Origin of the sequence: Bacillus sp. AY2-1 (assembly GCF_008368965.1) — a bacterium.
Lineage (GTDB): Bacteria > Bacillota > Bacilli > Bacillales > Bacillaceae_G > Bacillus_A > Bacillus_A thuringiensis_S.
Genome location: NZ_QPEL01000016.1, coordinates 58,478 through 81,106, shown reverse-complemented (window position 1 = coordinate 81,106; position 22,629 = coordinate 58,478). Strand labels below are relative to the sequence as shown.

Below are 22,629 nucleotides of genomic sequence, written 5' to 3'. Positions count from 1 at the left end.
CATCATGGAAACGACTGTAAGAAAACAAAAGAAAAATGTAGAAACGAAGAAACCATCAATTTACTCTTTACAAATTCATGAAATGCAAGATTGGTTAAAGGAACAAGGAGAACCGAAGTTCCGCGCTGGACAAATTTTTGACTGGCTATATAAAAAACGTGTAAAAAATTATGAGGATATGTCAAACCTTTCTAAAGGATTGCGTGATAAATTGTCGAATTCCTTTGATATTACTACTTTAAACACGTTAGTAAAACAAACGTCTTCGGATGGAACGATTAAATTCTTATTCCAATTATATGACGGGTATTCTATTGAAACGGTATTAATGCGACATGAATATGGAAATTCCATTTGTGTAACAACGCAAGTTGGTTGTCGTATTGGATGTACGTTCTGTGCTTCGACGCTTGGTGGACTAAAACGAAACCTAGAAGCTGGAGAAATCGTAGCGCAAGTAGTAGAAGTTCAGCGTGCGCTTGATGAAACAGAAGAACGTGTAAGCTCTCTTGTTGTTATGGGAATTGGAGAACCATTTGATAATTACGATAATTTAATGGGATTCTTACGCATCACTAACCATGAAAAAGGACTTCATATTGGTGCTAGACATATGACTGTTTCGACGAGTGGAATTATCCCGAAAATTTATAAGTTTGCTGAAGAAGAACTACAAATTAATTTTGCGATTTCATTGCATGCTCCAAACTCAGAATTACGTTCAAAATTAATGCCGATTAACCGTGCTTATAAATTACCGGATTTAATGGAAGCTATTAAATACTATGTAAATAGAACAGGGCGCCGTATTACTTTTGAATATGGATTATTTGGAGGAGAAAATGACCAAGTTGAGCACGCTGAAGAGCTTGCTGCGCTCTTAAAAGGTGTAAAATGTCATGTAAACTTAATCCCGGTAAACTACGTACCTGAACGTGATTATGTACGTACACCACGTGAGCAAATTTTCTTGTTCGAGAAAACGTTAAAAGATCGTGGAGTGAATGTAACGATTCGCCGTGAACAAGGTCATGATATTGACGCAGCCTGCGGTCAGTTGCGTGCGAAGGAGCGCAAAGAAGAGACGAGGTGACGAGATGAAAGCCGTATTTCTATCGGATAAAGGAAAAGTTCGTCAACATAATGAAGATAGTGCAGGAGTTTTTCACAATTTAGATGGAAATGTTTTAGCGGTAGTAGCAGATGGAATGGGAGGTCATCGAGCTGGTGATGTAGCTAGCTCGATGGCCATTCAATTATTCCATGATTATTGGAAGCAAACGCATAATATGAATGAACCGAAAAAAGTAGAACAATGGTTACATACTAGTGTTGGGATTATTAATGAGCGCATATATGAATACGCTCAGCAAAATGTAGAATGTAATGGTATGGGAACAACGCTTATAATAGCTGTTTGTACACCAAGTTTTGTGACGATAGGGCATATAGGAGATAGTCGTTGCTATATGGTATCAGAAGGAGAAATGACGCTTGTAACGGAAGATCATTCGCTTGTAAATGAGCTTGTGAGACATGGTGAAATTTCAAAGGAAGATGCAGAGTATCATCCGAAAAAGAATGTGTTATTAAGAGCGCTAGGAACAGAAGAAAAAGTTGGATTAGATGTTAAAACGTTGGTGCTTGAGGAAGATGATCAATTACTTCTTTGCTCTGATGGGTTATCAAACAAAGTTTCTATTGATGATATGCAACAAATTTTACAGTTAAATGAACAGCTTGAAGGTAAAGGGCAGCGTCTCATTCAATTGGCGAATGATCGCGGTGGAGAAGATAATATCACACTTGTTCTTATTGATTATGCGGGTTCGACAAACGAAAGTAGGTGAAGTGCAACGTGCTGATTGGAAAACGCTTAAATGACCGTTATAAGCTGCTGAAAATGATTGGTGGTGGCGGAATGGCCAATGTATATTTAGCTCATGATGATATACTTGGCCGAGATGTAGCGGTAAAAATATTAAGACTCGACTACTCAAATAACGAAGAGTTTATTAAACGTTTCCATCGAGAAGCGCAGTCTGTTACAACGTTGTCGCATCCAAATATTGTGAATATGTATGATGTCGGAGAAGAAGATGGTATATATTATCTTGTCATGGAATATGTACCCGGGCAAACATTGAAGCAATACATAATTGAGCGAGGTATGTTACCTATAGGAGAAGCTCTTGATATTATGGAGCAGTTAACATCCGCCATGGCACACGCCCATCATTTTGAAATTGTGCATCGTGATATAAAGCCGCACAATATTTTAATTCGAGCTGATGGAATAATAAAAGTAACAGATTTTGGAATTGCGACAGCTACAAGTGCAACAACAATTACACATACAAATTCAGTACTGGGTTCAGTCCATTATTTATCACCAGAACAGGCACGTGGCGGGATAGCAAATAAACAATCGGATATTTATTCTCTTGGAATAGTTATGTTTGAATTGTTAACAGGAAGACAACCGTTTTCTGGCGAATCTGCTGTTGCTATAGCTTTAAAACATTTACAAAGTGAAATCCCATCACCAAAAAGATGGAATGAAAATATTCCGCAAAGTGTTGAAAATATTATATTAAAGGCAACTGCAAAAGATCCTTTCCATCGATATCAATCTGCCAATGCGATGAAGCGAGATATTGAAACTGCGCTATATCCAGAGAGGATAAATGAGCAACCATTTTACATACCAGAAGATATGGAAGCGACGAAAGCGATTCCGATTATTCAACAAGAACAATTATTTGAAAATGTAAGTGATGAAACGATTGTTTTAAAAGGGAGTAAGGTGGAAGAACCGATAAGAGCAGAAGAAGCTGAGTTAGATAAGAAGAAAAAACGGAGTAACAAGTGGCTTAAAGTTTTAATTTCAACATTTTTATTTTTAGCAATAGGAATAACATTAGCGCTTACGGTTATTCCAGGATTATTTATTCCGAAAGATGTGAAAGTGCCTGATGTGGCTGGTATGAAATACACGACAGCTGTAAATACGTTAGTAGAAAAGGGCTTTGAGGTGACGGAGCCTAATATTGTATATACAGATGATGTTGAAGTTGGGGATGTAATAAAAACGGAACCTGTAGCAGGAAGAGTCGTAAAAGAAAACGCTAAAATTACTATCTATCAATCAGGTGGAAAAAAGAAAAGTAAGATGGCGAATTTCACAGGGCAAAACTTTGAGAGTGTAAAAGCTGAGTTAGAAGAAAAATATAAACAAGTTACAGTAAATTATATTGAAAATGATAAGCCGAAAGGTGAAATTGTAGAGCAAATTCCGACGCCTGATCAAATGGTTATAGAAGCGGAGCAAGAACTGAAAATCTGGGTAAGTAAAGGTCCTTATCAAATTAGACCAGGTGACTTTTCGGGGTGGACTGAAAATAGTGTAACTGGTTATTTGAATGAGAGAAAACTAACGTCAGATATAAAACGAGAGTACTCAGATTCAGTCGAAAAAGGACTTGTAATTTCGCAATTTCCAAAACCAGGTACACCATTAAAAGAGGGAGATAAAGTAACTATTATTATCTCTGATGGTCAAAAGCCTAAAGTGACTAAAACGGTAAAAGTGGACAATATCTCTATCCCATATGAGCCTGCTGTAACAGGTGAAAAAAAGCCGCAAACAATAGAAATTTATAAAGAAGACATGCAGCAAAAAATGGATAGACCGGTTGAAACGAGAACAATTACTGAATCAGCGACTATTTCTTTAGAATTTGTAATTCAAGAAGGTTCAAAGGGACACTATAAAATTGTACGAGATGGAGTAACGATTATTGATAAAGAAGTACCATATCCAACTCAATAATAGTGAAAGTCTACTTATTATTATTGCCTGTTATGCTGTCTACAAAGTGGACGGTATAGCAGGCAAAAATATATGATTCAAAAAGCTAGTAAAGTGATGCAGCTGTAAATATTTTTTTGCATTTAATGGAAGATTTAATGTATATTAGCGAAAGTATATATGGTAGGTTTTGAAATCGTTATTTGGAAAATTTAAATCCATTCATTTTTAAATTCAGCATCACCTTATACAAAAAAAGGAGAATTCTATGCCAGAAGGAAAAATTATAAAAGCTTTAAGTGGGTTTTATTACGTGCAGCATGAAGAAGGGGTTACGCAATGTCGTGGGCGAGGTGTATTTAGAAAAAATAAAATTACACCACTTGTAGGAGACCAAGTTGTTTTTCAGGCAGATAATCCAACTGAAGGTTATGTGCTTGAAGTGTTTGATCGAAAAAATGAACTTGTTAGACCTCCTATTGCTAATGTCGATCAAGCGATCCTTGTGTTCTCTGCAGTAGAACCAGATTTTAATCCTGGACTGTTAGATCGATTTTTAGTGCTGATTGAATATCATAACATTAAGCCAATTATTTGTATTAGCAAGATGGATTTAGTAGATGAAAAGATGAAAGCAACTGTTGAAGCTTATGCGAATGATTATCGTGAGATGGGTTATGATGTTTTATTTACTTCTATTAATACGTCAGAAAGTATTGATATATTAAAACCATACTTAGAAAATTGTGTTTCTGTTGTTGCGGGTCAATCTGGTGTTGGGAAATCTTCAATGCTTAATGTGCTACGTCCAGAATTAGAGCTGAAAACAAATGATATTTCCTCCCATTTAGGACGCGGGAAGCATACGACAAGACACGTAGAATTAATTGCAATTGGGAGTGGACTAGTAGCAGATACACCGGGTTTTAGTTCACTAGATTTCATTGATATAGAAGTAGAAGATCTTACATATTGTTTTCCAGAGTTGAAAGAAGCGAGCCAATACTGTAAATTTAGAGGGTGTACACATCTTTCTGAACCGAAATGTGCTGTGAAAGCTGCGGTTGAAGAAGGGAAGATTACAGAATATCGCTATAAGAACTATAAACAATTCGTAGAAGAAATTAGAGAGAGAAAGCCGAGGTATTAGTTATGATTAAAATTGCACCATCGATTTTATCAGCAGATTTTTCAAAATTAGGGGAAGAGATTAAAGATGTAGAAAAGGGCGGAGCGGATTACATTCACGTTGACGTAATGGATGGACATTTCGTACCAAATATTACGATTGGACCATTAATTGTAGAAGCTATCCGTCCAATTACATCATTACCATTAGATGTACATTTAATGATTGAAAATCCTGATAACTATATCCCGACTTTCGCACAAGCGGGAGCGGATATTATTACTGTTCACGCAGAGGCGTGTCCACATCTGCATCGTACAATTCAGTTAATTAAATCTCACGGTATTAAAGCGGGCGTTGTATTAAATCCACATACGCCAGTTTCAGTGATTGAGCATGTATTAGAAGATATAGATATGGTATTACTTATGACAGTAAACCCTGGATTTGGTGGACAGAAGTTTATCCATTCTGTATTACCGAAAATTAAACAAGTTGCAGACATGGTGAAAGAGCGCAATCTAGAAGTAGAAATTGAAGTTGATGGTGGTGTAAATGCTGAAACAGCAAGACTTTGTGTGGAAGCAGGAGCAAATGTACTTGTAGCTGGATCAGCAGTATACAATCAAAAAGACCGCGGTGAAGCAATTCGCGTAATTCGTGGGTAGTGATGAACTTTTATCCTAGTAAGGTATTCATAGGATAGGGTAAAAATATGTAAAAAGGCAATCTACCGAATGGCAGATTGCCTTTTTACAATGGAAGGGGAAGAAAAAATGATTATTCATATTTTGGCAGGAGGACCTTCGGAATATTGCGCAGATTTTGCTCGATATGAGAATGAGGAAGTAGTGTGGGCTGCGGTTGATAGGGGAGTATACCGTCTATTAAAGAAAGGGATTACCCCGGCTGTTGCGTTTGGAGATTACGATTCAGTTACTGAAGAAGAATTAGTATGGATGGGACAGCAAACGAACGAATTACATATTGTTCCGCGGGAAAAAGATCAAACGGATTTAGAAATTGCAATCAACTGGGCATTAGGACAGAAGCCGGCACTAATTCGTATTTTTGGTGCTACCGGTGGAAGACTTGATCACGGTTTGGCAAATATACAAATGCTTTTAAAAGGGTTAGAAGTAGAGATAGAAATGTGTATTGTGGACAATAAAAATGAAATAACAGTTAAAAAAGTGGGTACACATATAATTGAAGAAAATAAAAATTTTCCTTATGTATCTTTTGTACCAGTTACTGAAATAGTGGAAGGGATTACATTGTTTGGTTTTAAGTACCCTCTTACTAATAAAACAATAGAGTGGGGATCAACACTTTGTATTAGTAACGAACTCGTTGAGGAAAAAGGTACTTTTTCATTTACTTCTGGCATATTAATGTTGATAAGAAGCACTGATTGAAGAAACAATTTTGCTCCTTACATCATATAGTGACCAAGTGGAGTAATAGGGATTAGGAGGGAAACCATGAGATTTTATACAATTAAGTTACCTAAATTTCTTGGTGGAATTGTTCGTGCAATGTTAAATACCTTCAAAAAAGATTAAAAAAGCACCTATCACCGGTGCTTTTTCCATTGTTATAGTAAAAAAAGAGCCTATCGGCTCTTTTTTTTATTATTAAACACGTTCGATTTTGCCAGATTTTAATGCTCTAGCAGAAACGTAAACACGTTGAACTTTTCCGTCGATGCGTACGCGAACTTTTTGAAGGTTAGCGCCCCACTTACGTTTTGTAGCGTTCATTGCGTGAGAACGAGAGTTACCAGAACGAGCTTTTCTTCCAGTAATAGCACAAACACGAGCCATTTATATTTCCCTCCCTTGATACCTTACCATACGTAATTTTTCAATGTTAGTCTTTTATGCGATGCTAAAAACACTACTATAATTTAACACAACTAAAAAGAGAATGCAACACCGTAGAAAAAAGAAATCAAGAAAATTTACTTGACACTATATGTCAATGAAGAAAAGTTAAAATCCATAAAAATTGCTTGACATATTATAGTGGTACATGTTGTATAATAACAATGGACTATTTTGCTCATCATAAAAAAGTGTAATTTAAAACATAAAATATGAGAGTGAAAAGAAAGAACGATGGAATTTTCTTTAAAAAGATTATATGATAGTAACTAAAGTAGTCTAGCTCACTTTCACCATTTATGAAGGGGGAAACGAGATGTCAATTGAAATTAAAACGAAGTACGGTCAAATTGATATTAGTACAGATGTAATTGCAACAATTGCTGGAGGTGCCGCGGTAGATTGCTACGGTATCGTAGGTATGGCATCAAAAAATCAGTTAAAAGATGGATTAACAGACATTTTACGAAAAGAAAACTTCACTAGAGGTGTTATTGTTCGTAAAGATGAAGATGAAGTACATATTGATATGTATATTATTGTGAGCTATGGTACGAAAATTTCAGAAGTGGCACATAATGTGCAGACGAAAGTGAAATATACATTAGATCAAACTGTAGGACTAGCAGTAGATTCTGTAAACATCTACGTACAAGGAGTTAAAGTAATAAACTTGTAATGTGCATTAAGGAGGAAAATCTGTGTCAATTCAAAAAATTGATGGAAAACGTTTATCACAAATGATCATGCAAGGAGCGAATAATTTAACAAATAATGTTCAGCTTGTTGATGCATTAAACGTATTTCCAGTTCCAGATGGCGATACCGGTACAAACATGAACTTATCTATGACTTCAGGTGCGCGTGAAGTGAAAGCAAATCCTTCACAGCATGCTGGTAAAGTCGGCGTAAGTTTAGCCAAAGGATTATTAATGGGAGCTCGTGGTAACTCTGGAGTTATTCTATCTCAGTTGTTCCGTGGTTTCTCTAAATCCATTGAACAAAAAGAAGAATTAACAACAGTTGATTTTGCTGCAGCACTAGAAGCTGGAGTAGAGGCGGCTTATAAAGCGGTTATGAAACCGATTGAAGGAACGATTTTAACGGTTGCAAGAGAAACGGGTAAATATGCAGTAACAGTTGCGAAAAAACAGCGCGACTTTGTTTTGTTTATGGAAGACGTTGTGAAAGAAGCAAACGCATCGTTAAATCGTACGCCAGATTTATTACCTGTATTAAAACAAGTTGGCGTTGTAGATAGCGGTGGTAAAGGTCTTGTAGTGGTATACGAAGGATTTTTAGCTGACTTAAAAGGAGAAACGATTTCTTCTGATGCACCGACGCAAACATCTATGAATGAGATGGTACGCGCAGAACATCACCGTAGTGTACAAAGCCAATTGAGTACAGAAGATATTAAGTATGGATATTGTACGGAGTTCATGGTGAAATTAGAGGCTGAAAAGGTGAAAGAGCATAATTTCTCTGAACAAAAATTCCGTGAAGATATTAGTGTATATGGTGATTCTCTACTAGTTGTGTCTGATGATGAAATTGTAAAAGTTCATATCCACGCAGAGCATCCTGGAGACGCTATGAACTACGGGCAAAAATACGGTAGTTTAATTAAAATTAAAGTAGAAAATATGCGTGAACAGCATACTGCTTTATTAGATGAACCTGCTATGGTTCCTGAACAACCAGCTCAATCGAAAGAAAAACAACCATATGGTATCGTAACTGTGGCAATGGGGTCTGGTATTAAAACTTTATTTGAGAGCATCGGCGCAACGAAAGTTATCGAAGGTGGTCAAACGATGAATCCAAGTACGGAGGATATCGTGAAGGCAATTGAAGAAGCAAATGCTGAAAAAATCATTATTTTACCGAATAACGGAAATATTGTAATGGCAGCAGAACAAGCGGCATCAGTTGTAAATCAAGAAGTTATTGTTGTTCGTTCGAAAACAGTTCCTCAAGGTATGGCAGCAATGTTAGCATTTAACCCAGTTGGAACGTTAGAAGAGAATGAAGAAAACATGCAAGAAGCTTTATCTCATGTGAAAACAGGTCAAATTACGTATGCTGTACGTGATACGGAAATTGATGGTGTAGCAATTCAAAAAGATGACTTCATGTGTATTGCAGATGGAAAAATTGTATCTACAAATGCTGAAAAAGTAGGAGCTGCGAAGCAATTACTAGAAGCGCTTATTGATGAAGATTCTGAAATCGTAACGATTCTACAAGGTGAAGATGCAACTGACGAAGAAGTAGCGGAGTTAGTTGAATTTGTAGAAGAGAAATTTGAAGATGCAGAAGTAGAAGTGCATGCTGGAAACCAACCAGTGTATTCTTTCATCTTCTCTGTAGAATAAGATAAGATTCGTTTTGAGAATAAATGGATTACTTACTTGCTAATGGATAAGAAGTAGTAATATGAAGTTTATTACTAGTTTTTATTCAAAAGGCTAGCATATTGAAGAGAGAAAAGAGCCTTGCTGCTAATAGTGAGGCTCTTTTTTACTTGTTTTATATAAGGGATTTGAGTAGTTTCTCTTAGAATGCCTATGATAGAATAAATAAGGTGAAAGAGAGCGATTACAGATGCTAATTGGTACTCAAATAAAATGCAATAAAGAAAATAATGTGACGGGGTGTGAGAATCTTGAATGATGTTGTACAAGTTCCTGTTACGGATGTAAAGGGGATCGGAGGAGAAACATCTGAGTTACTACATGAGATGGGGATTTATACAGTTTCTCATCTATTAGAACATTTTCCGTACCGTTATGAAGATTATGCGATGAAAGATCTTGCTGAAGTAAAGCATGATGAACGTGTAACGGTTGAAGGGAAGGTTCATAGTGCTCCTTTGCTGCAATATTATGGTAAGAAGAAATCGCGTCTAACAGTTCGTGTTCTCGTCGGTCGTTATTTAATTACGGCGGTATGTTTTAATAGGCCTTACTATAAGCAAAAATTAACGTTAGATGAAACGGTAACGATTACTGGTAAATGGGATCAACATCGTCAAACAATTGCTGTATCAGAACTTCATTTTGGGCCAGTTGTACGTCAACAAGAAGTGGAGCCAGTTTACTCAGTAAAGGGGAAACTTACAGTAAAACAGATGCGTCGTTTTATTGCTCAAGCGTTAAAGGAATATGGAGATTCTATAGTCGAAGTGTTACCGGATGGTTTGTTAGGCCGGTATAAATTATTACCAAGATATGAAGCACTTAAGGCTTTGCATTTTCCGGTAGGACAGGAGGATTTAAAGCAAGCGCGTCGCCGTTTTGTATATGAGGAATTTTTCTTATTTCAGCTGAAAATGCAAACGCTGAGGAAAATGGAGAGGGAAAATTCAAAAGGGACGAAGAAAGAGATTCCGTCAGTAGAATTACAAGAATTTATCGATGCACTGCCGTTTCCGTTAACGGGTGCGCAGCGCCGAGTTGTAGATGAAATTTTAAAAGATATGACATCTCCTTATCGGATGAACCGACTATTACAAGGTGACGTTGGTTCTGGGAAAACAGTTGTTGCTGCGATTGGCCTTTATGCATCGAAATTAGCTCATTATCAAGGTGCTTTAATGGTTCCTACAGAAATTTTAGCTGAGCAACATTATCAGTCGCTTGTTGAAACGTTTTCGCATTTTGGTATGAAGGTGGAACTGCTAACAAGTTCTGTTAAAGGTGCGAGACGACGAGACATTTTAGCGAAGTTAGAACAAGGAGAAATAGATATTCTTGTTGGAACGCACGCTTTAATTCAAGAGGAAGTTATATTTCATAGGTTGGGTCTCGTTATTACGGATGAACAGCATCGATTTGGTGTAGCGCAGCGCCGAGTTTTACGGGAGAAAGGTGAAAGTCCAGATGTATTATTTATGACAGCGACACCAATTCCGCGTACGCTTGCAATTACTGCATTTGGAGAGATGGATGTTTCAATAATCGATGAGATGCCAGCAGGGAGAAAGGTGATTGAAACATACTGGGCAAAACATGATATGTTAGATCGCGTCCTCGGTTTTGTTGAGAAGGAGATAAAAAAAGGAAGACAGGCATACGTTATTTGTCCTCTAATTGAAGAATCTGAGAAACTTGATGTGCAAAATGCTATCGACTTACATAGTATGCTGACGCATCATTACCAAGGGAAATGCCAAGTTGGATTGATGCATGGGAGATTATCGTCTCAGGAAAAAGAAGAGATAATGGGACAGTTTAGTGAAAATAAAGTGCAAATTCTTGTATCGACAACAGTTGTTGAGGTTGGTGTGAACGTACCGAATGCGACTGTGATGGTTATTTATGATGCAGAACGTTTCGGTTTATCGCAGCTTCATCAGCTTAGAGGGCGTGTCGGGCGTGGTAGTGAACAATCATATTGTTTATTAATAGCAGACCCTAAATCAGAAACAGGAAAAGAAAGAATGCGCATAATGACTGAAACAAATGATGGATTTGTATTGTCAGAAAAAGATTTAGAATTACGAGGTCCTGGAGATTTCTTTGGGAGTAAGCAAAGTGGCTTACCGGAATTTAAGGTTGCTGACATGGTACACGATTATCGAGCGTTAGAAACAGCAAGGCAAGATGCGGCGATACTAGTAGAGTCAGAAGCATTTTGGCACAATGATCAATACGCTGCCTTGCGTACGTATCTTGATGGGACAGGTGTGTTCCAAGGAGAGAAGCTCGATTAAAGGGAGTCAACAAAAAAATTGTTGCATTCTACTTTCAATGATTATATACTACTGTTAGTACCTAGTCATAAAAATGGATGGTGCGGTATGAAGAAAAGAAGAAGTAAAAAAGAAAGACAAGAATTATTACAACAAACAATCGAATCAAATCCTTTTATTACGGATGAAGATTTAGCGGAAAAATTTCAAGTGAGTATACAAACAGTACGACTGGATCGTATGGAATTGTCTATTCCTGAATTAAGAGAGAGAATTAAACATGTAGCTACAAAGCAACATGAAGAAGATGTGAAATCTTTACCGTTAGAAGAGGTTGTCGGAGAAATTATTGATATTGAATTAGATAGACATGCAATCTCTATCTTTGAAGTAAAGGTAGAACATGTATTTAAAAGAAATCAAATTGCCCGTGGGCATCATCTGTTTGCGCAAGCAAACTCACTAGCTGTTGCGGTTATTGATGAAGAATTAGCTTTAACTGCAAAGTCTACCATTCGATATATTCGCCCTGTAAAATTAGGAGAGCGTGTTGTTGCAAAAGCGCGTGTTGAAGACGTAGAGAATGATAAGGGACGGACGGTTGTCAAAGTGCGTAGCTTCGTTGGAGAAGAACTTGTTTTTACAGGCACTTTTGAAATGTATCGATCTAGTAATTATAGTGAGGAAGGTAACAACTTATGAAAATCGCAATAGATGCAATGGGCGGAGATCACGCTCCAAAGGCTGTAGTATTAGGGGCAATGAAAGCTATTAAGGAATATTCTGATCTACATATTACGTTAGTAGGGAAAGAAGAGGAAATTCGTCAATACTTAACGAGTGATGAACGAATTACTATTCTTCATACAGACGAAAAAATAGAATCGACGGAAGAACCAGTAAGAGCGGTTCGTCGAAAAAAACAAGCTTCAATGGTACTTGCGGCACAGCAAGTAAAGGATGGAGAAGCAGACGCTTGTATATCCGCAGGTAGTACAGGAGCTTTAATGGCAGCTGGATTATTTGTTGTCGGTCGTATGGAAGGAATTGAGCGACCAGCTTTATCGCCTACAATGCCAACTGTAGATGGAAAAGGTTTTGTTATGTTAGATGTTGGAGCAAATGTTGATGCAAAACCAATTCATTTATATCAATATGCAGTAATGGGATCTGTTTATGCTGAGAAGGTAAGAGGAATTGAAAATCCTCGTGTTGGACTATTAAACGTTGGAACAGAGGATGGAAAAGGAAACGAGCTTTCAAAGCAAGTATTTGCAATGCTTAAGGATGCGCCAATTAATTTCGTTGGGAACGTTGAATCGAGAGATTTATTGCAAGGTGTAGCAGATGTTGTTGTATGTGATGGTTTTACAGGGAATGTAGCGTTGAAATCATTAGAAGGAACAGCACTTGCGCTATTCTCTATGTTGAAAGAACAACTAATGAGTTCGTTTACGAGCAAATTAGCAGCGGCGGTATTAAAGCCAAAACTTATGGTATTAAAAGATAAAATGGATTATTCGGAGTATGGGGGAGCTGCATTATTTGGATTGAAAGCACCTGTCATTAAGGCTCACGGTTCTTCTAATGACCAGTCGATATTTAGTGCGATTCGTCAAACGAGAGAAATGGTAGCGAAAGAAGTAATTCCTACAATTTCAAGCGTAATGGAGAAAGAGTCACTCCAATAAGAGGAGGATTTGAAATGGGAAAAATAGCATTTCTTTTTCCGGGCCAAGGTTCACAGGCAGTTGGAATGGGTAAACAATTAGCAGAGAATAATAAAGAGGTTGCAAAAGTGTTTGCAAAAGCAGATGAGGTGTTACAAGATTCACTTTCAGAAGTGATTTTTGAAGGACCGCAGGAAAAGCTTACATTAACAACAAATGCTCAGCCTGCATTATTAACAACGAGTTTTGCTATTTTGACAGCTTTGAAAGAGTATGACATTACACCTAACTTTGTCGCTGGTCATAGTTTAGGTGAATATAGCGCTCTTGTAGCAGCTGGTGCATTAACTTTTGAAGATGCTGTATATGCTGTAAGGAAACGTGGCGAATATATGGAAGAAGCTGTTCCAGACGGGGAAGGTGCGATGGCAGCTATATTAGGTGCTGACCTAGATATGCTGAAACAAGTTACAGAAGAAGTAACAAGTGAAGGATATGCAGTGCAAATCGCTAATATGAATAGTACGAAGCAAATTGTGATTTCTGGAACGAAGCAAGGTGTAGAGGTTGCTTCTCAAAGAGCGAAAGAAAATGGTGCAAAGAGAGCAATTCCACTAAAAGTAAGTGGGCCTTTCCATTCTTCACTTATGAAGCCGGCAGCTGAGAAGTTCCAAAGTGTTTTAAATGAAATTACAATTCATGACACGAATATTCCTGTTATTGCAAATGTTACGGCGGATGTTATTACACGTGGTGCAGACATTCAAGAAAAGTTAATCGAACAGCTTTATTCGCCTGTATTATGGTACCCGTCTATTGAATGTATGGTGCAGCAGGGAGTAGATACATTTATTGAAATTGGACCTGGAAAAGTACTTGCTGGACTTATGAAGTCAATTGATTCATCAGTGAAAGCATATGCGATATATGATGAAGAGACATTAAAAGATACCATTTCAAATTTGAGAGGAGAAAACTGATGTTAAAAGGGAAGGTAGCATTAGTAACTGGCGCTTCACGTGGAATTGGTCGCGCGATTGCGATCGATTTAGCGAAACAAGGGGCAAATGTAGTAGTGAATTATGCAGGTAATGAACAAAAAGCAAATGAAGTAGTAGATGAAATTAAGAAATTAGGTTCTGATGCAATTGCGGTAAGAGCAGATGTTGCAAATGCTGATGATGTTACAAATATGGTGAAACAAACAGTAGATACATTTGGACAAGTTGATATTCTTGTAAATAATGCTGGTGTAACAAAAGATAATTTATTAATGCGTATGAAAGAAGAAGAATGGGATACAGTTATTAATACAAACTTAAAAGGTGTATTCTTATGTACAAAAGCAGTATCTCGCTATATGATGCGTCAACGTCACGGTAGAATTATAAATATCGCTTCGGTTGTTGGTGTTATAGGAAACCCAGGGCAAGCTAATTATGTTGCTGCTAAAGCGGGTGTTATTGGATTAACAAAAACATCTGCAAAAGAGTTAGCAAGTCGAAATATTACAGTAAATGCAATTGCGCCGGGCTTTATTGCGACTGATATGACAGATGTACTAGATGAGAATATTAAAGCAGAAATGTTAAAAGTTATTCCAGCTGCTCAATTTGGTGAAGCGCAAGATATCGCGAATGCTGTAACGTTTTTTGCTTCTGATCAAAGCAAATATGTTACAGGTCAAACGTTAAATGTTGATGGCGGTATGGTAATGTAATAAAAGAATCGATTTCACCTAGTTTTTTTGGTCAATATTTAATATAATATTTGAGGGGAGGTGAATGGAATGGCAGATGTTTTAGAGCGCGTAACAAAAATCATCGTTGATCGTTTAGGAGTAGAAGAGACTGAGGTAGTACCAGCTGCAAGCTTCAAGGAAGATTTAGGAGCAGACTCCCTAGATGTAGTAGAACTTGTAATGCAATTAGAAGATGAATTCGAAATGGAAATTTCTGATGAAGATGCTGAAAAGATTGCTACTGTTGGCGATGCTGTGACTTACATAGAGAGTCATCTATAATGCTTAAGTGAAGTCCCGTTTTTTAGCGGGGCTTTCTGGCTTATATCTGGAGGGACCTATGCCGTACCGAAAATATAGAGAAAAAAAATACGAAACAAAATATCGTGAAGCATTTAAAGTGTTTCAAGAAAAGATAGGTATTACGTTTACAGATGAAAAATTATTGATTCAAGCATTTACGCATTCATCGTATGTGAATGAGCATCGAAAAAAACCGCATGAAGATAACGAGCGTCTTGAATTTCTTGGAGATGCAGTATTGGAACTTACTGTATCGCAGTATCTGTTTCAAAAATATCCGACAATGAGCGAAGGAGAGTTAACAAAACTACGTGCAGCTATTGTATGTGAGCCATCTCTTGTTCGTTTTGCGAACGAATTGTCATTTGGTAGCCTTGTTTTATTAGGAAAAGGTGAAGAAATGACAGGTGGACGTGAACGACCAGCTTTATTAGCGGATGTCTTTGAAGCGTTTATTGGTGCCCTTTATCTTGATCAAGGGTTAGAAACAGTTTGGGAATTCTTAAAAGAAATTGTATATCCGAAAATTAATGAGGGTGCTTTTTCTCATGTGATGGATTATAAGAGTCAGTTACAAGAATTGATTCAGCGTGATGGTAGTGGCAATGTTGAGTATCAAATTTTGCAAGAAAAAGGACCAGCTCACAATCGAGAATTTGTGTCACGTGTTACGTTAAATAACGTAGCTTTAGGTCTTGGTAGTGGTAAGTCGAAAAAAGAAGCAGAGCAACAAGCTGCTGCAGAAGCATTGAAAAAATTAAAAGAACAACTATAAGGAATCCCCCTTTGAATGAGGGGGATTCCTTATGCATAGAATGAAACTTTCTTTTTGTTTGTGAATAAAAGGAAGGGAAATCCGTATGATAGCTCGTTTTTGTATAGATAACAGTTATAGCAACGGAGAATAGGAGGAAGGCCTTTCGTGTTTTTAAAAAGATTAGAAATAGCAGGATTTAAGTCTTTTGCTGAGCGTGTATCTGTTGATTTTGTCCCAGGTGTAACTTCTGTAGTAGGCCCTAATGGAAGCGGGAAAAGTAATATTACTGATGCGATTCGCTGGGTACTTGGTGAACAATCTGCAAAATCATTACGTGGTGCAAAGATGGAGGATATTATTTTTGCAGGCAGTGATACGAGGAGAGCGGTTAATGTTGCTGAAGTAACAATAACTTTAAATAATGAAGATCAACGTTTACCAATTGAATACAATGAGGTGTGTGTAACACGTCGTGTATCTCGTTCAGGTGATAGTGATTTTTATATTAATAAACAATCATGTAGATTGAAAGATATTATCGATTTATTTATGGACTCTGGTATGGGAAGAGAAGCTTTTTCAATTATTAGCCAGGGGAAAGTGGAAGAGATTTTAAGTAGTAAGTCAGAAGAGCGTCGAGGTGTATTTGAAGAAGCGGCAGGCGTACTGAAATACAAACTTCGCAAAAAGAAAGCTGAAGGGAAGTTAGCAGAAACACAAGAAAACTTAAATCGTGTACAAGATATAATTCATGAATTAAGTAGTCAAGTAGAACCTTTAGAAAGACAAGCTTCTATTGCGAAAGATTATCTTGAGAATAAAGAAGAATTAGAGAAAGTAGAAGCTGCGCTTATTGTACATGAAATTGAAGAATTGCATGAGAAATGGGAAGCGCTTCGAAATCAGTTTGGGCATAATAAAGACGAAGAAGCTAAAATGTCAACGGATTTACAAAAAAGTGAAGAAGAGCTTGAGGAATTACGAGGACAATTACAAGCGGTAGATGAGTCTGTAGATTCGTTGCAAGAAGTACTTCTTCTTTCTAGTAAAGAGCTAGAAAAACTAGAAGGACAGCGCGAGTTGTTAAAAGAGAGAAAGCAAAATGCTACGACGCATTGTGCGCAACTTGAGCAGTTAATTGTTGAATTAACAGAGAAAGCTAAAAGTTACGATGGTGAAATTGCGTCAAGTACAGAAGCTTTAATGCAATTTGTGAATGAAGTAAAAGAGTTAGAGCAAAAATTGTATGATAATGAGCAACTGCTTGCTACTTTTGCTGACAATTTAGAGGAACAGATTGAGAATTTAAAAGGTGACTATATTGAACTTTTAAATCAACAAGCTAGTCATCGCAATGAATTATCTATGATTGAAGAACAATCTAAACAGCAAACGTCTAAAAACGAGCGGCTGGATGAAGAGAATGCGAAATATGTAGAAATGCGTATGGAAATTACAGCGAAAAAGACGAAACTTGTAGAAAATTACGAACAAGTGAAAGAAAAAGTAGCTGGCATCCTCTCAAACATACAGAAGACAGAGGCGGCGCTCGGGAAATGTAAGACGCAGTATAGTGAAAATGAAACAAAACTGTATCAAGCATATCAATTTGTGCAACAGGCACGTTCTCGAAAAGAAATGCTTGAAGAGATGCAAGAAGATTATTCTGGCTTCTATCAAGGTGTACGTGAAGTATTGAAAGCTAGAGAAAATAGGTTGCAAGGTATCGAGGGTGCTGTTGCGGAACTGTTAACGGTACCTAAAGAATACGAAGTTGCAATGGAAATCGCTCTAGGTGCAGCGATGCAGCACATTGTTGTACAAACAGAGGAACATGCTCGTAATGCAATTGCATTTTTAAAGCAAAATAAACATGGGCGTGCAACGTTTTTACCGCAAGCTGTTATTAAAAGTAGGTCGTTATCATTTGAGCAATTACGCATTGTAAATCAACACCCATCGTTTGTAGGTGTGGCGGCAGAACTTGTGCAGTACAATAATAAATATGAAAATGTAGTTTCAAATTTATTAGGTACTGTTATTGTTGCGAAAGATTTACGCGGAGCAAATGAGTTGGCGAAACAACTGCAATACCGTTATCGCATTGTAACAATCGAAGGGGACGTAGTGAATCCTGGCGGTTCTATGACTGGTGGAGCGGTAAAACAAGCGAAATCTTCTTTATTAGGACGCCAACGTGAACTGGAAGAGTGGACTCGCAAGTTAACTGATATGGAAGAAAAAACAACGAAGTTAGAAAACTTTGTTAAAGCAGTAAAACAAGAGATTCAAGAAAAAGAAGTGAAAATACGCGAACTAAGGCAAACTGTAGAAGCAGAGCGTGTAGATGAGCAGAAATTAAGAGAAGAGATTAATCGTTTAGAATTAGAAGAACATCGTATTAATGACCGCTTGTCTATTTATGATTTAGAGATTGAAGGTTTTTTACAAGATCGAGTAAAAACACAAGGGCGTAAAGAGGCGTTAGAAGGGATTTTAACGAATCTTCAAGCTGATATCACAGAGTTAGATAGTAAAATTGTAGCTTTAACAAAACAAAAAAGTGAGCAACATTCTTCAAAAGAAAAAGTTCAAAAAGAAATGACTGAGTTAAAAGTGCTGGTAGCTGAAAAGCAACAACGCTTATCTAATCAAAAAGAAAAAGTTGAACGATTTACGAAGGAAAAAGAAGAAACGGATGCGACACTTGTAAAAACGAAAGAGGATTTAGCTTTCTTAAAACAAGAAATGACATCTAATTCAAGTGGTGAAGAGCAAATTACGAATATGATTGAGAAGAAAGCGTATGATCGTAATCAAACTTCAGAATTAATTCGCTCTCGTCGCGAACAACGTGTCTCGTTGCAAGAGAGAGTAGAACATTTAGAGCGTAATTTGAAAGAAACGACAGGTAAACATAAATATATTATTGAAATGTTGAAAGATCAAGAAGTGAAAATAAACCGACTTGATGTAGAGTTGGAAAATAGATTACAACATTTACGTGAAACATATACGATTTCATTTGAAGCGGCAAAACTAAAATATACAATGACAATGCCTGCAGAAGATGCGCGTAAGAAAGTAAAATTAATCAAATTATCCATAGAAGAGTTAGGTACAGTGAACCTAGGGGCAATTGATGAATATGAACGTGTAGCGGAGCGTCATACATTTTTACTAGAGCAGAGAGACGACCTAGAAGAAGCGAAAACGACATTGCACCAGCTTATTACCGAAATGGATGAAGAAATGAAAAAACGCTTTTTTACTACGTTTGAAGGCATTAGAATGGAGTTTCAATCGGTATTCTCTGAGTTATTTGGAGGCGGAAGAGCGGATTTAGTAATGACTAATCCAGAGGATTTACTAAATACGGGTATTGATATTGTAGCACAACCGCCAGGGAAGAAATTGCAGAACTTAGGTTTACTTTCAGGTGGAGAGCGTGCTTTAACGGCAATTGCGCTTTTATTTGGTATTTTAAAAGTGCGCCCAGTACCGTTCTGTGTACTAGATGAGGTAGAGGCCGCCCTTGATGAAGCGAATGTAGCTCGTTTTGCACAGTATTTAAAGAAATTTAGTGATGAGACGCAGTTTATTGTAATTACACATAGAAAAGGTACAATGGAAGAGTCTGATGTGTTGTACGGTGTAACAATGCAAGAATCAGGGGTATCTAAACTTGTTTCGGTTCGTTTAGATGCCGGAGAAGAACTTATTGCAAGTGAATAGGAAGGATGGGAAAGTATGAGTTTTTTTAAAAAACTAAAAGAAAAAATTTCAAAACAAACGGATACAGTTACAGAGAAATTTAAACACGGATTAGAAAAAACTAGAAATTCATTTGCGGATAAAGTGAATGATTTAGTGTATCGTTACCGTAAAGTGGACGAAGATTTCTTCGAAGAGTTAGAAGAAATCTTAATCGGTGCAGACGTTGGCGTCGCAACGGTAATGGAATTAATTGATCAATTGAAAGAAGAAGTACAACGTCGTAACATTCAAGATCCAAAAGAAGTACAAGCTGTTATTTCAGAAAAACTAGTAGGAATTTACAAAGGTGACAGCGATTTTAGTAACGAAATTAATATGCAAGAAGACCAATTAACGGTTGTTTTATTTGTTGGTGTTAACGGTGTAGGAAAAACGACGACAATTGGTAAACTGGCGCATAAGTTTAAATCAGAAGGTAAGTCAGTCTTATTGGCGGCAGGAGACACATTCCGTGCTGGGGCGATTGAACAATTAGAAGTATGGGGCGATCGCGTTGGTGTAGAAGTGATTAAACAAGGATCTGGATCTGATCCAGCGGCGGTTATGTATGACGCTGTACAAGCTGCAAAAGCACGTAAGGTAGATGTATTACTATGTGACACAGCAGGACGCTTGCAAAATAAAGTAAACTTAATGAAAGAGTTAGAGAAGGTGAAGCGTGTAATTGAGCGTGAAGTACCAGGTGCTCCTCATGAAGTATTGCTTGTTATTGATGCAACAACAGGACAAAACGGTTTAAGCCAAGCGAAAACATTCCGTGAAGCAACGAATGTAACAGGTATTGTTTTAACGAAGTTAGATGGAACTGCTAAAGGTGGTATTGTATTAGCGATTCGTAACGAAATTGATGTACCGGTGAAGTTTGTTGGATTAGGAGAGCAAATGGATGACTTGCAGCAGTTTGATCCAGAACAATATGTGTATGGTTTATTTGCGAACTTAGTAGAAACAGAAGAAGCGTAAGCGAAAGAAGCGGTATTTCCGCTTCTTTTTCTATAAAAATATATGATGTTAAGAAAAAAACTTGACACTCTTTTGGACTCCATGTAAACTAACTTATGTAAAGGGAAATCACTTAACAAAGGATGATCCAACATGCTCGAAAAAACAACGAGAATGAACTATTTATTTGATTTTTATCAATCGTTGTTAACGCAAAAACAAAGAAGTTATATGTCGCTTTATTATCTAGATGATTTATCTCTTGGTGAAATTGCGGAAGAATTTGATGTAAGTCGCCAAGCCGTGTATGATAACATTAAACGGACTGAAGCGATGCTTGAAGAATATGAAGAAAAATTAGTATTACTTCAAAAGTTTCAAGAGCGACAGCGACTTGTTGCAAAGCTAAAACAGCTAATCAGCGAAGAAGAGCATGTGAATGAAGAAATGAAACAAGTTGTTGAAGCTATCGAAAAATTAGATTAGGAGGGCGGCAATATGGCATTTGAAGGATTAGCCGACCGACTTCAACAGACAATGCAAAAAATCCGCGGCAAAGGAAAAGTTTCTGAAGCCGATGTGAAAGAAATGATGAGAGAAGTTCGTCTAGCTCTTTTAGAAGCAGATGTTAACTTTAAAGTAGTAAAAGATTTTGTGAAGCGTGTGTCTGAACGTGCTGTCGGACAAGATGTAATGAAAAGTTTGACACCTGGACAACAAGTAATTAAAGTTGTACAGGAAGAACTTACAGAACTTATGGGCGGAGAGCAAAGCAAAATTGCTGTTGCTAATAAGCCACCGACTGTTATTATGATGGTTGGTCTGCAAGGTGCGGGTAAAACAACGACGACAGGTAAGCTTGCGAATTTGCTTCGTAAAAAGCATAATCGTAAACCGATGCTTGTTGCAGCGGATATTTACCGTCCAGCAGCGATTAAACAGCTTGAAACATTAGGGAAGCAATTGGACATGCCTGTATTTTCTTTAGGAGATCAAGTAAGTCCTGTTGAAATTGCGAAACAAGCGATTGCAAAAGCAAAAGAAGATCATCATGATTATGTTTTAATCGATACAGCGGGTCGCCTGCATATTGATGAAGAACTAATGGATGAATTAGCGAAAGTTAAAGAAGTTGCGAAACCGGATGAAATTTTCCTTGTTGTCGATGCGATGACGGGACAAGACGCGGTAAATGTTGCACAAAGTTTCCATGAACAGTTAGGTTTAACAGGTGTTGTATTAACGAAATTAGATGGTGATACCCGCGGTGGTGCTGCATTATCTATTAAGGCTGTAACAAACACACCGATTAAATTTGCTGGTATGGGTGAAAAACTAGATGCAATTGAAGCGTTCCATCCAGAGCGTATGGCATCCCGTATTTTAGGGATGGGCGATGTCTTAACATTGATTGAAAAAGCGCAAGCTACAGTTGATGAAGAGAAAGCAAAAGAACTTGAGCAAAAAATGCGTACGCTTTCGTTTACGCTTGACGATTTCCTAGAACAACTTGGACAAGTGCGTCAACTTGGACCGCTTGATGAATTGTTAGGAATGCTTCCTGGTGCAAATAAAATTAAAGGGCTGAAAAATGCGCAAGTTGATGAAAAACAAATTGGGCATATTGAGGCAATTATTCGTTCTATGACTAAATTAGAACGAGAACAACCGGAAATAATCAATGCTAGTCGCAAAAAGCGCATTGCCAAAGGTAGCGGTACAACTGTACAAGAAATCAATCGTCTAATTAAGCAATTCGATGACATGAAAAAAATGATGAAGACGATGACGGGAATGCAAAAAGGCAAGAAAAAAGGACTAGGTGGATTGAAGTTTCCATTCATGTAAGGAAAAAAAGATGGCTCTGTTAAGAAAAAATACTTTACAAAGCAATAGTCTTTTTGCTAATATAATTAT

At 37.3% G+C, this 22,629-nt stretch carries 21 protein-coding genes; 20 read left to right on the top strand and 1 reads right to left on the bottom strand.

The window, feature by feature from the left end; genetic code table 11:
- The first annotated feature begins 4 nt into the window (after nt 1–4).
- The 7 genes from rlmN to spoVM all read left to right on the top strand — a co-directional run bounded on the left by rlmN (nt 5) and on the right by spoVM (nt 6,505).
- The gene (gene rlmN, locus DN403_RS03265; protein WP_000450548.1) at nt 5–1,093 is read left to right on the top strand and encodes a dual-specificity RNA methyltransferase RlmN; all 1,089 of its coding nucleotides are present in this window, start codon (nt 5–7) and stop codon (nt 1,091–1,093) included.
- Between the two features lie 4 nt (nt 1,094–1,097).
- Entirely contained in the window at nt 1,098–1,850 is a 753-nt protein-coding gene (locus tag DN403_RS03260) for a Stp1/IreP family PP2C-type Ser/Thr phosphatase (protein ID WP_000648708.1), read from the top strand.
- Nucleotides 1,851–1,858: 8 nt separating this feature from the next.
- Complete coding sequence (gene pknB, locus DN403_RS03255; protein ID WP_000904752.1) at nt 1,859–3,832, top strand: Stk1 family PASTA domain-containing Ser/Thr kinase; 1,974 nt, start codon at nt 1,859–1,861, stop codon at nt 3,830–3,832.
- 247 nt (nt 3,833–4,079) lie between these two features.
- Nucleotides 4,080–4,961, top strand: a complete 882-nt coding sequence (gene rsgA / locus DN403_RS03250; RefSeq protein WP_001113932.1) for a ribosome small subunit-dependent GTPase A — start codon at nt 4,080–4,082, stop codon at nt 4,959–4,961.
- A 2-nt stretch (nt 4,962–4,963) separates the two neighbouring features.
- Nucleotides 4,964–5,608 carry a ribulose-phosphate 3-epimerase gene (gene rpe / locus DN403_RS03245; RefSeq protein ID WP_000589970.1) on the top strand — a complete coding sequence of 215 codons (645 nt, stop codon included), beginning with the start codon at nt 4,964–4,966 and terminating at the stop codon, nt 5,606–5,608.
- A 69-nt stretch (nt 5,609–5,677) separates the two neighbouring features.
- Entirely contained in the window at nt 5,678–6,358 is a 681-nt protein-coding gene (locus DN403_RS03240; RefSeq protein WP_000752665.1) for a thiamine diphosphokinase, read from the top strand.
- A 66-nt stretch (nt 6,359–6,424) separates the two neighbouring features.
- Nucleotides 6,425–6,505, top strand: coding sequence for a stage V sporulation protein SpoVM (spoVM, locus tag DN403_RS03235; RefSeq protein WP_001213599.1), 81 nt, complete (start codon nt 6,425–6,427; stop codon nt 6,503–6,505).
- 72 nt (nt 6,506–6,577) lie between these two features.
- Here the strand turns inward: spoVM and rpmB are convergent, their stop codons facing one another.
- Nucleotides 6,578–6,766, bottom strand: coding sequence for a 50S ribosomal protein L28 (gene rpmB / locus DN403_RS03230; protein WP_000124776.1), 189 nt, complete (start codon nt 6,764–6,766; stop codon nt 6,578–6,580).
- A gap of 376 nt (nt 6,767–7,142) precedes the next feature.
- On the opposite strand from rpmB, the gene DN403_RS03225 reads away from it, so the two are divergent.
- The 13 genes from DN403_RS03225 (at nt 7,143) to ffh (ending at nt 22,560) form a co-directional block, all read left to right on the top strand.
- Nucleotides 7,143–7,505: an Asp23/Gls24 family envelope stress response protein gene (locus DN403_RS03225; protein ID WP_000021109.1), complete on the top strand. Its 363-nt coding sequence runs from the start codon at nt 7,143–7,145 to the stop codon at nt 7,503–7,505.
- A gap of 22 nt (nt 7,506–7,527) precedes the next feature.
- Nucleotides 7,528–9,204 carry a DAK2 domain-containing protein gene (locus DN403_RS03220; RefSeq protein WP_000027133.1) on the top strand — a complete coding sequence of 559 codons (1,677 nt, stop codon included), beginning with the start codon at nt 7,528–7,530 and terminating at the stop codon, nt 9,202–9,204.
- A gap of 290 nt (nt 9,205–9,494) precedes the next feature.
- Nucleotides 9,495–11,543, top strand: a complete 2,049-nt coding sequence (gene recG, locus DN403_RS03215) for an ATP-dependent DNA helicase RecG (protein ID WP_001000824.1) — start codon at nt 9,495–9,497, stop codon at nt 11,541–11,543.
- 87 nt (nt 11,544–11,630) lie between these two features.
- Entirely contained in the window at nt 11,631–12,224 is a 594-nt protein-coding gene (gene fapR / locus DN403_RS03210) for a transcription factor FapR (protein WP_000747349.1), read from the top strand.
- Nucleotides 12,221–13,213 (top strand): phosphate acyltransferase PlsX, encoded by a 993-nt coding sequence (plsX, locus tag DN403_RS03205; RefSeq protein ID WP_000684100.1) that lies wholly within the window; start codon nt 12,221–12,223, stop codon nt 13,211–13,213. Before fapR ends, plsX begins: the two co-directional genes overlap by 4 nt.
- A gap of 14 nt (nt 13,214–13,227) precedes the next feature.
- Nucleotides 13,228–14,172, top strand: a complete 945-nt coding sequence (fabD, locus tag DN403_RS03200; protein ID WP_000515908.1) for an ACP S-malonyltransferase — start codon at nt 13,228–13,230, stop codon at nt 14,170–14,172.
- Nucleotides 14,172–14,912 (top strand): 3-oxoacyl-[acyl-carrier-protein] reductase, encoded by a 741-nt coding sequence (gene fabG, locus DN403_RS03195; protein WP_000911774.1) that lies wholly within the window; start codon nt 14,172–14,174, stop codon nt 14,910–14,912. The genes fabD and fabG overlap by 1 nt, the downstream gene beginning before the upstream one ends.
- Nucleotides 14,913–14,981: 69 nt before the next feature.
- Nucleotides 14,982–15,215, top strand: a complete 234-nt coding sequence (gene acpP, locus DN403_RS03190) for an acyl carrier protein (protein ID WP_000786062.1) — start codon at nt 14,982–14,984, stop codon at nt 15,213–15,215.
- Between the two features lie 58 nt (nt 15,216–15,273).
- A complete protein-coding gene (gene rncS / locus DN403_RS03185; RefSeq protein ID WP_001146875.1) occupies nt 15,274–16,011 on the top strand; it encodes a ribonuclease III in 738 nt (245 codons plus the stop codon).
- Between the two features lie 147 nt (nt 16,012–16,158).
- Entirely contained in the window at nt 16,159–19,728 is a 3,570-nt protein-coding gene (gene smc, locus DN403_RS03180; RefSeq protein WP_098437124.1) for a chromosome segregation protein SMC, read from the top strand.
- 15 nt (nt 19,729–19,743) lie between these two features.
- Complete coding sequence (gene ftsY, locus DN403_RS03175; protein WP_000007640.1) at nt 19,744–20,733, top strand: signal recognition particle-docking protein FtsY; 990 nt, start codon at nt 19,744–19,746, stop codon at nt 20,731–20,733.
- Nucleotides 20,734–20,865: 132 nt separating this feature from the next.
- Nucleotides 20,866–21,198, top strand: a complete 333-nt coding sequence (locus DN403_RS03170; protein ID WP_000891062.1) for a putative DNA-binding protein — start codon at nt 20,866–20,868, stop codon at nt 21,196–21,198.
- A 12-nt stretch (nt 21,199–21,210) separates the two neighbouring features.
- Complete coding sequence (gene ffh / locus DN403_RS03165) at nt 21,211–22,560, top strand: signal recognition particle protein (RefSeq protein WP_000863460.1); 1,350 nt, start codon at nt 21,211–21,213, stop codon at nt 22,558–22,560.
- The last annotated feature ends 69 nt before the right edge of the window (nt 22,561–22,629 follow it).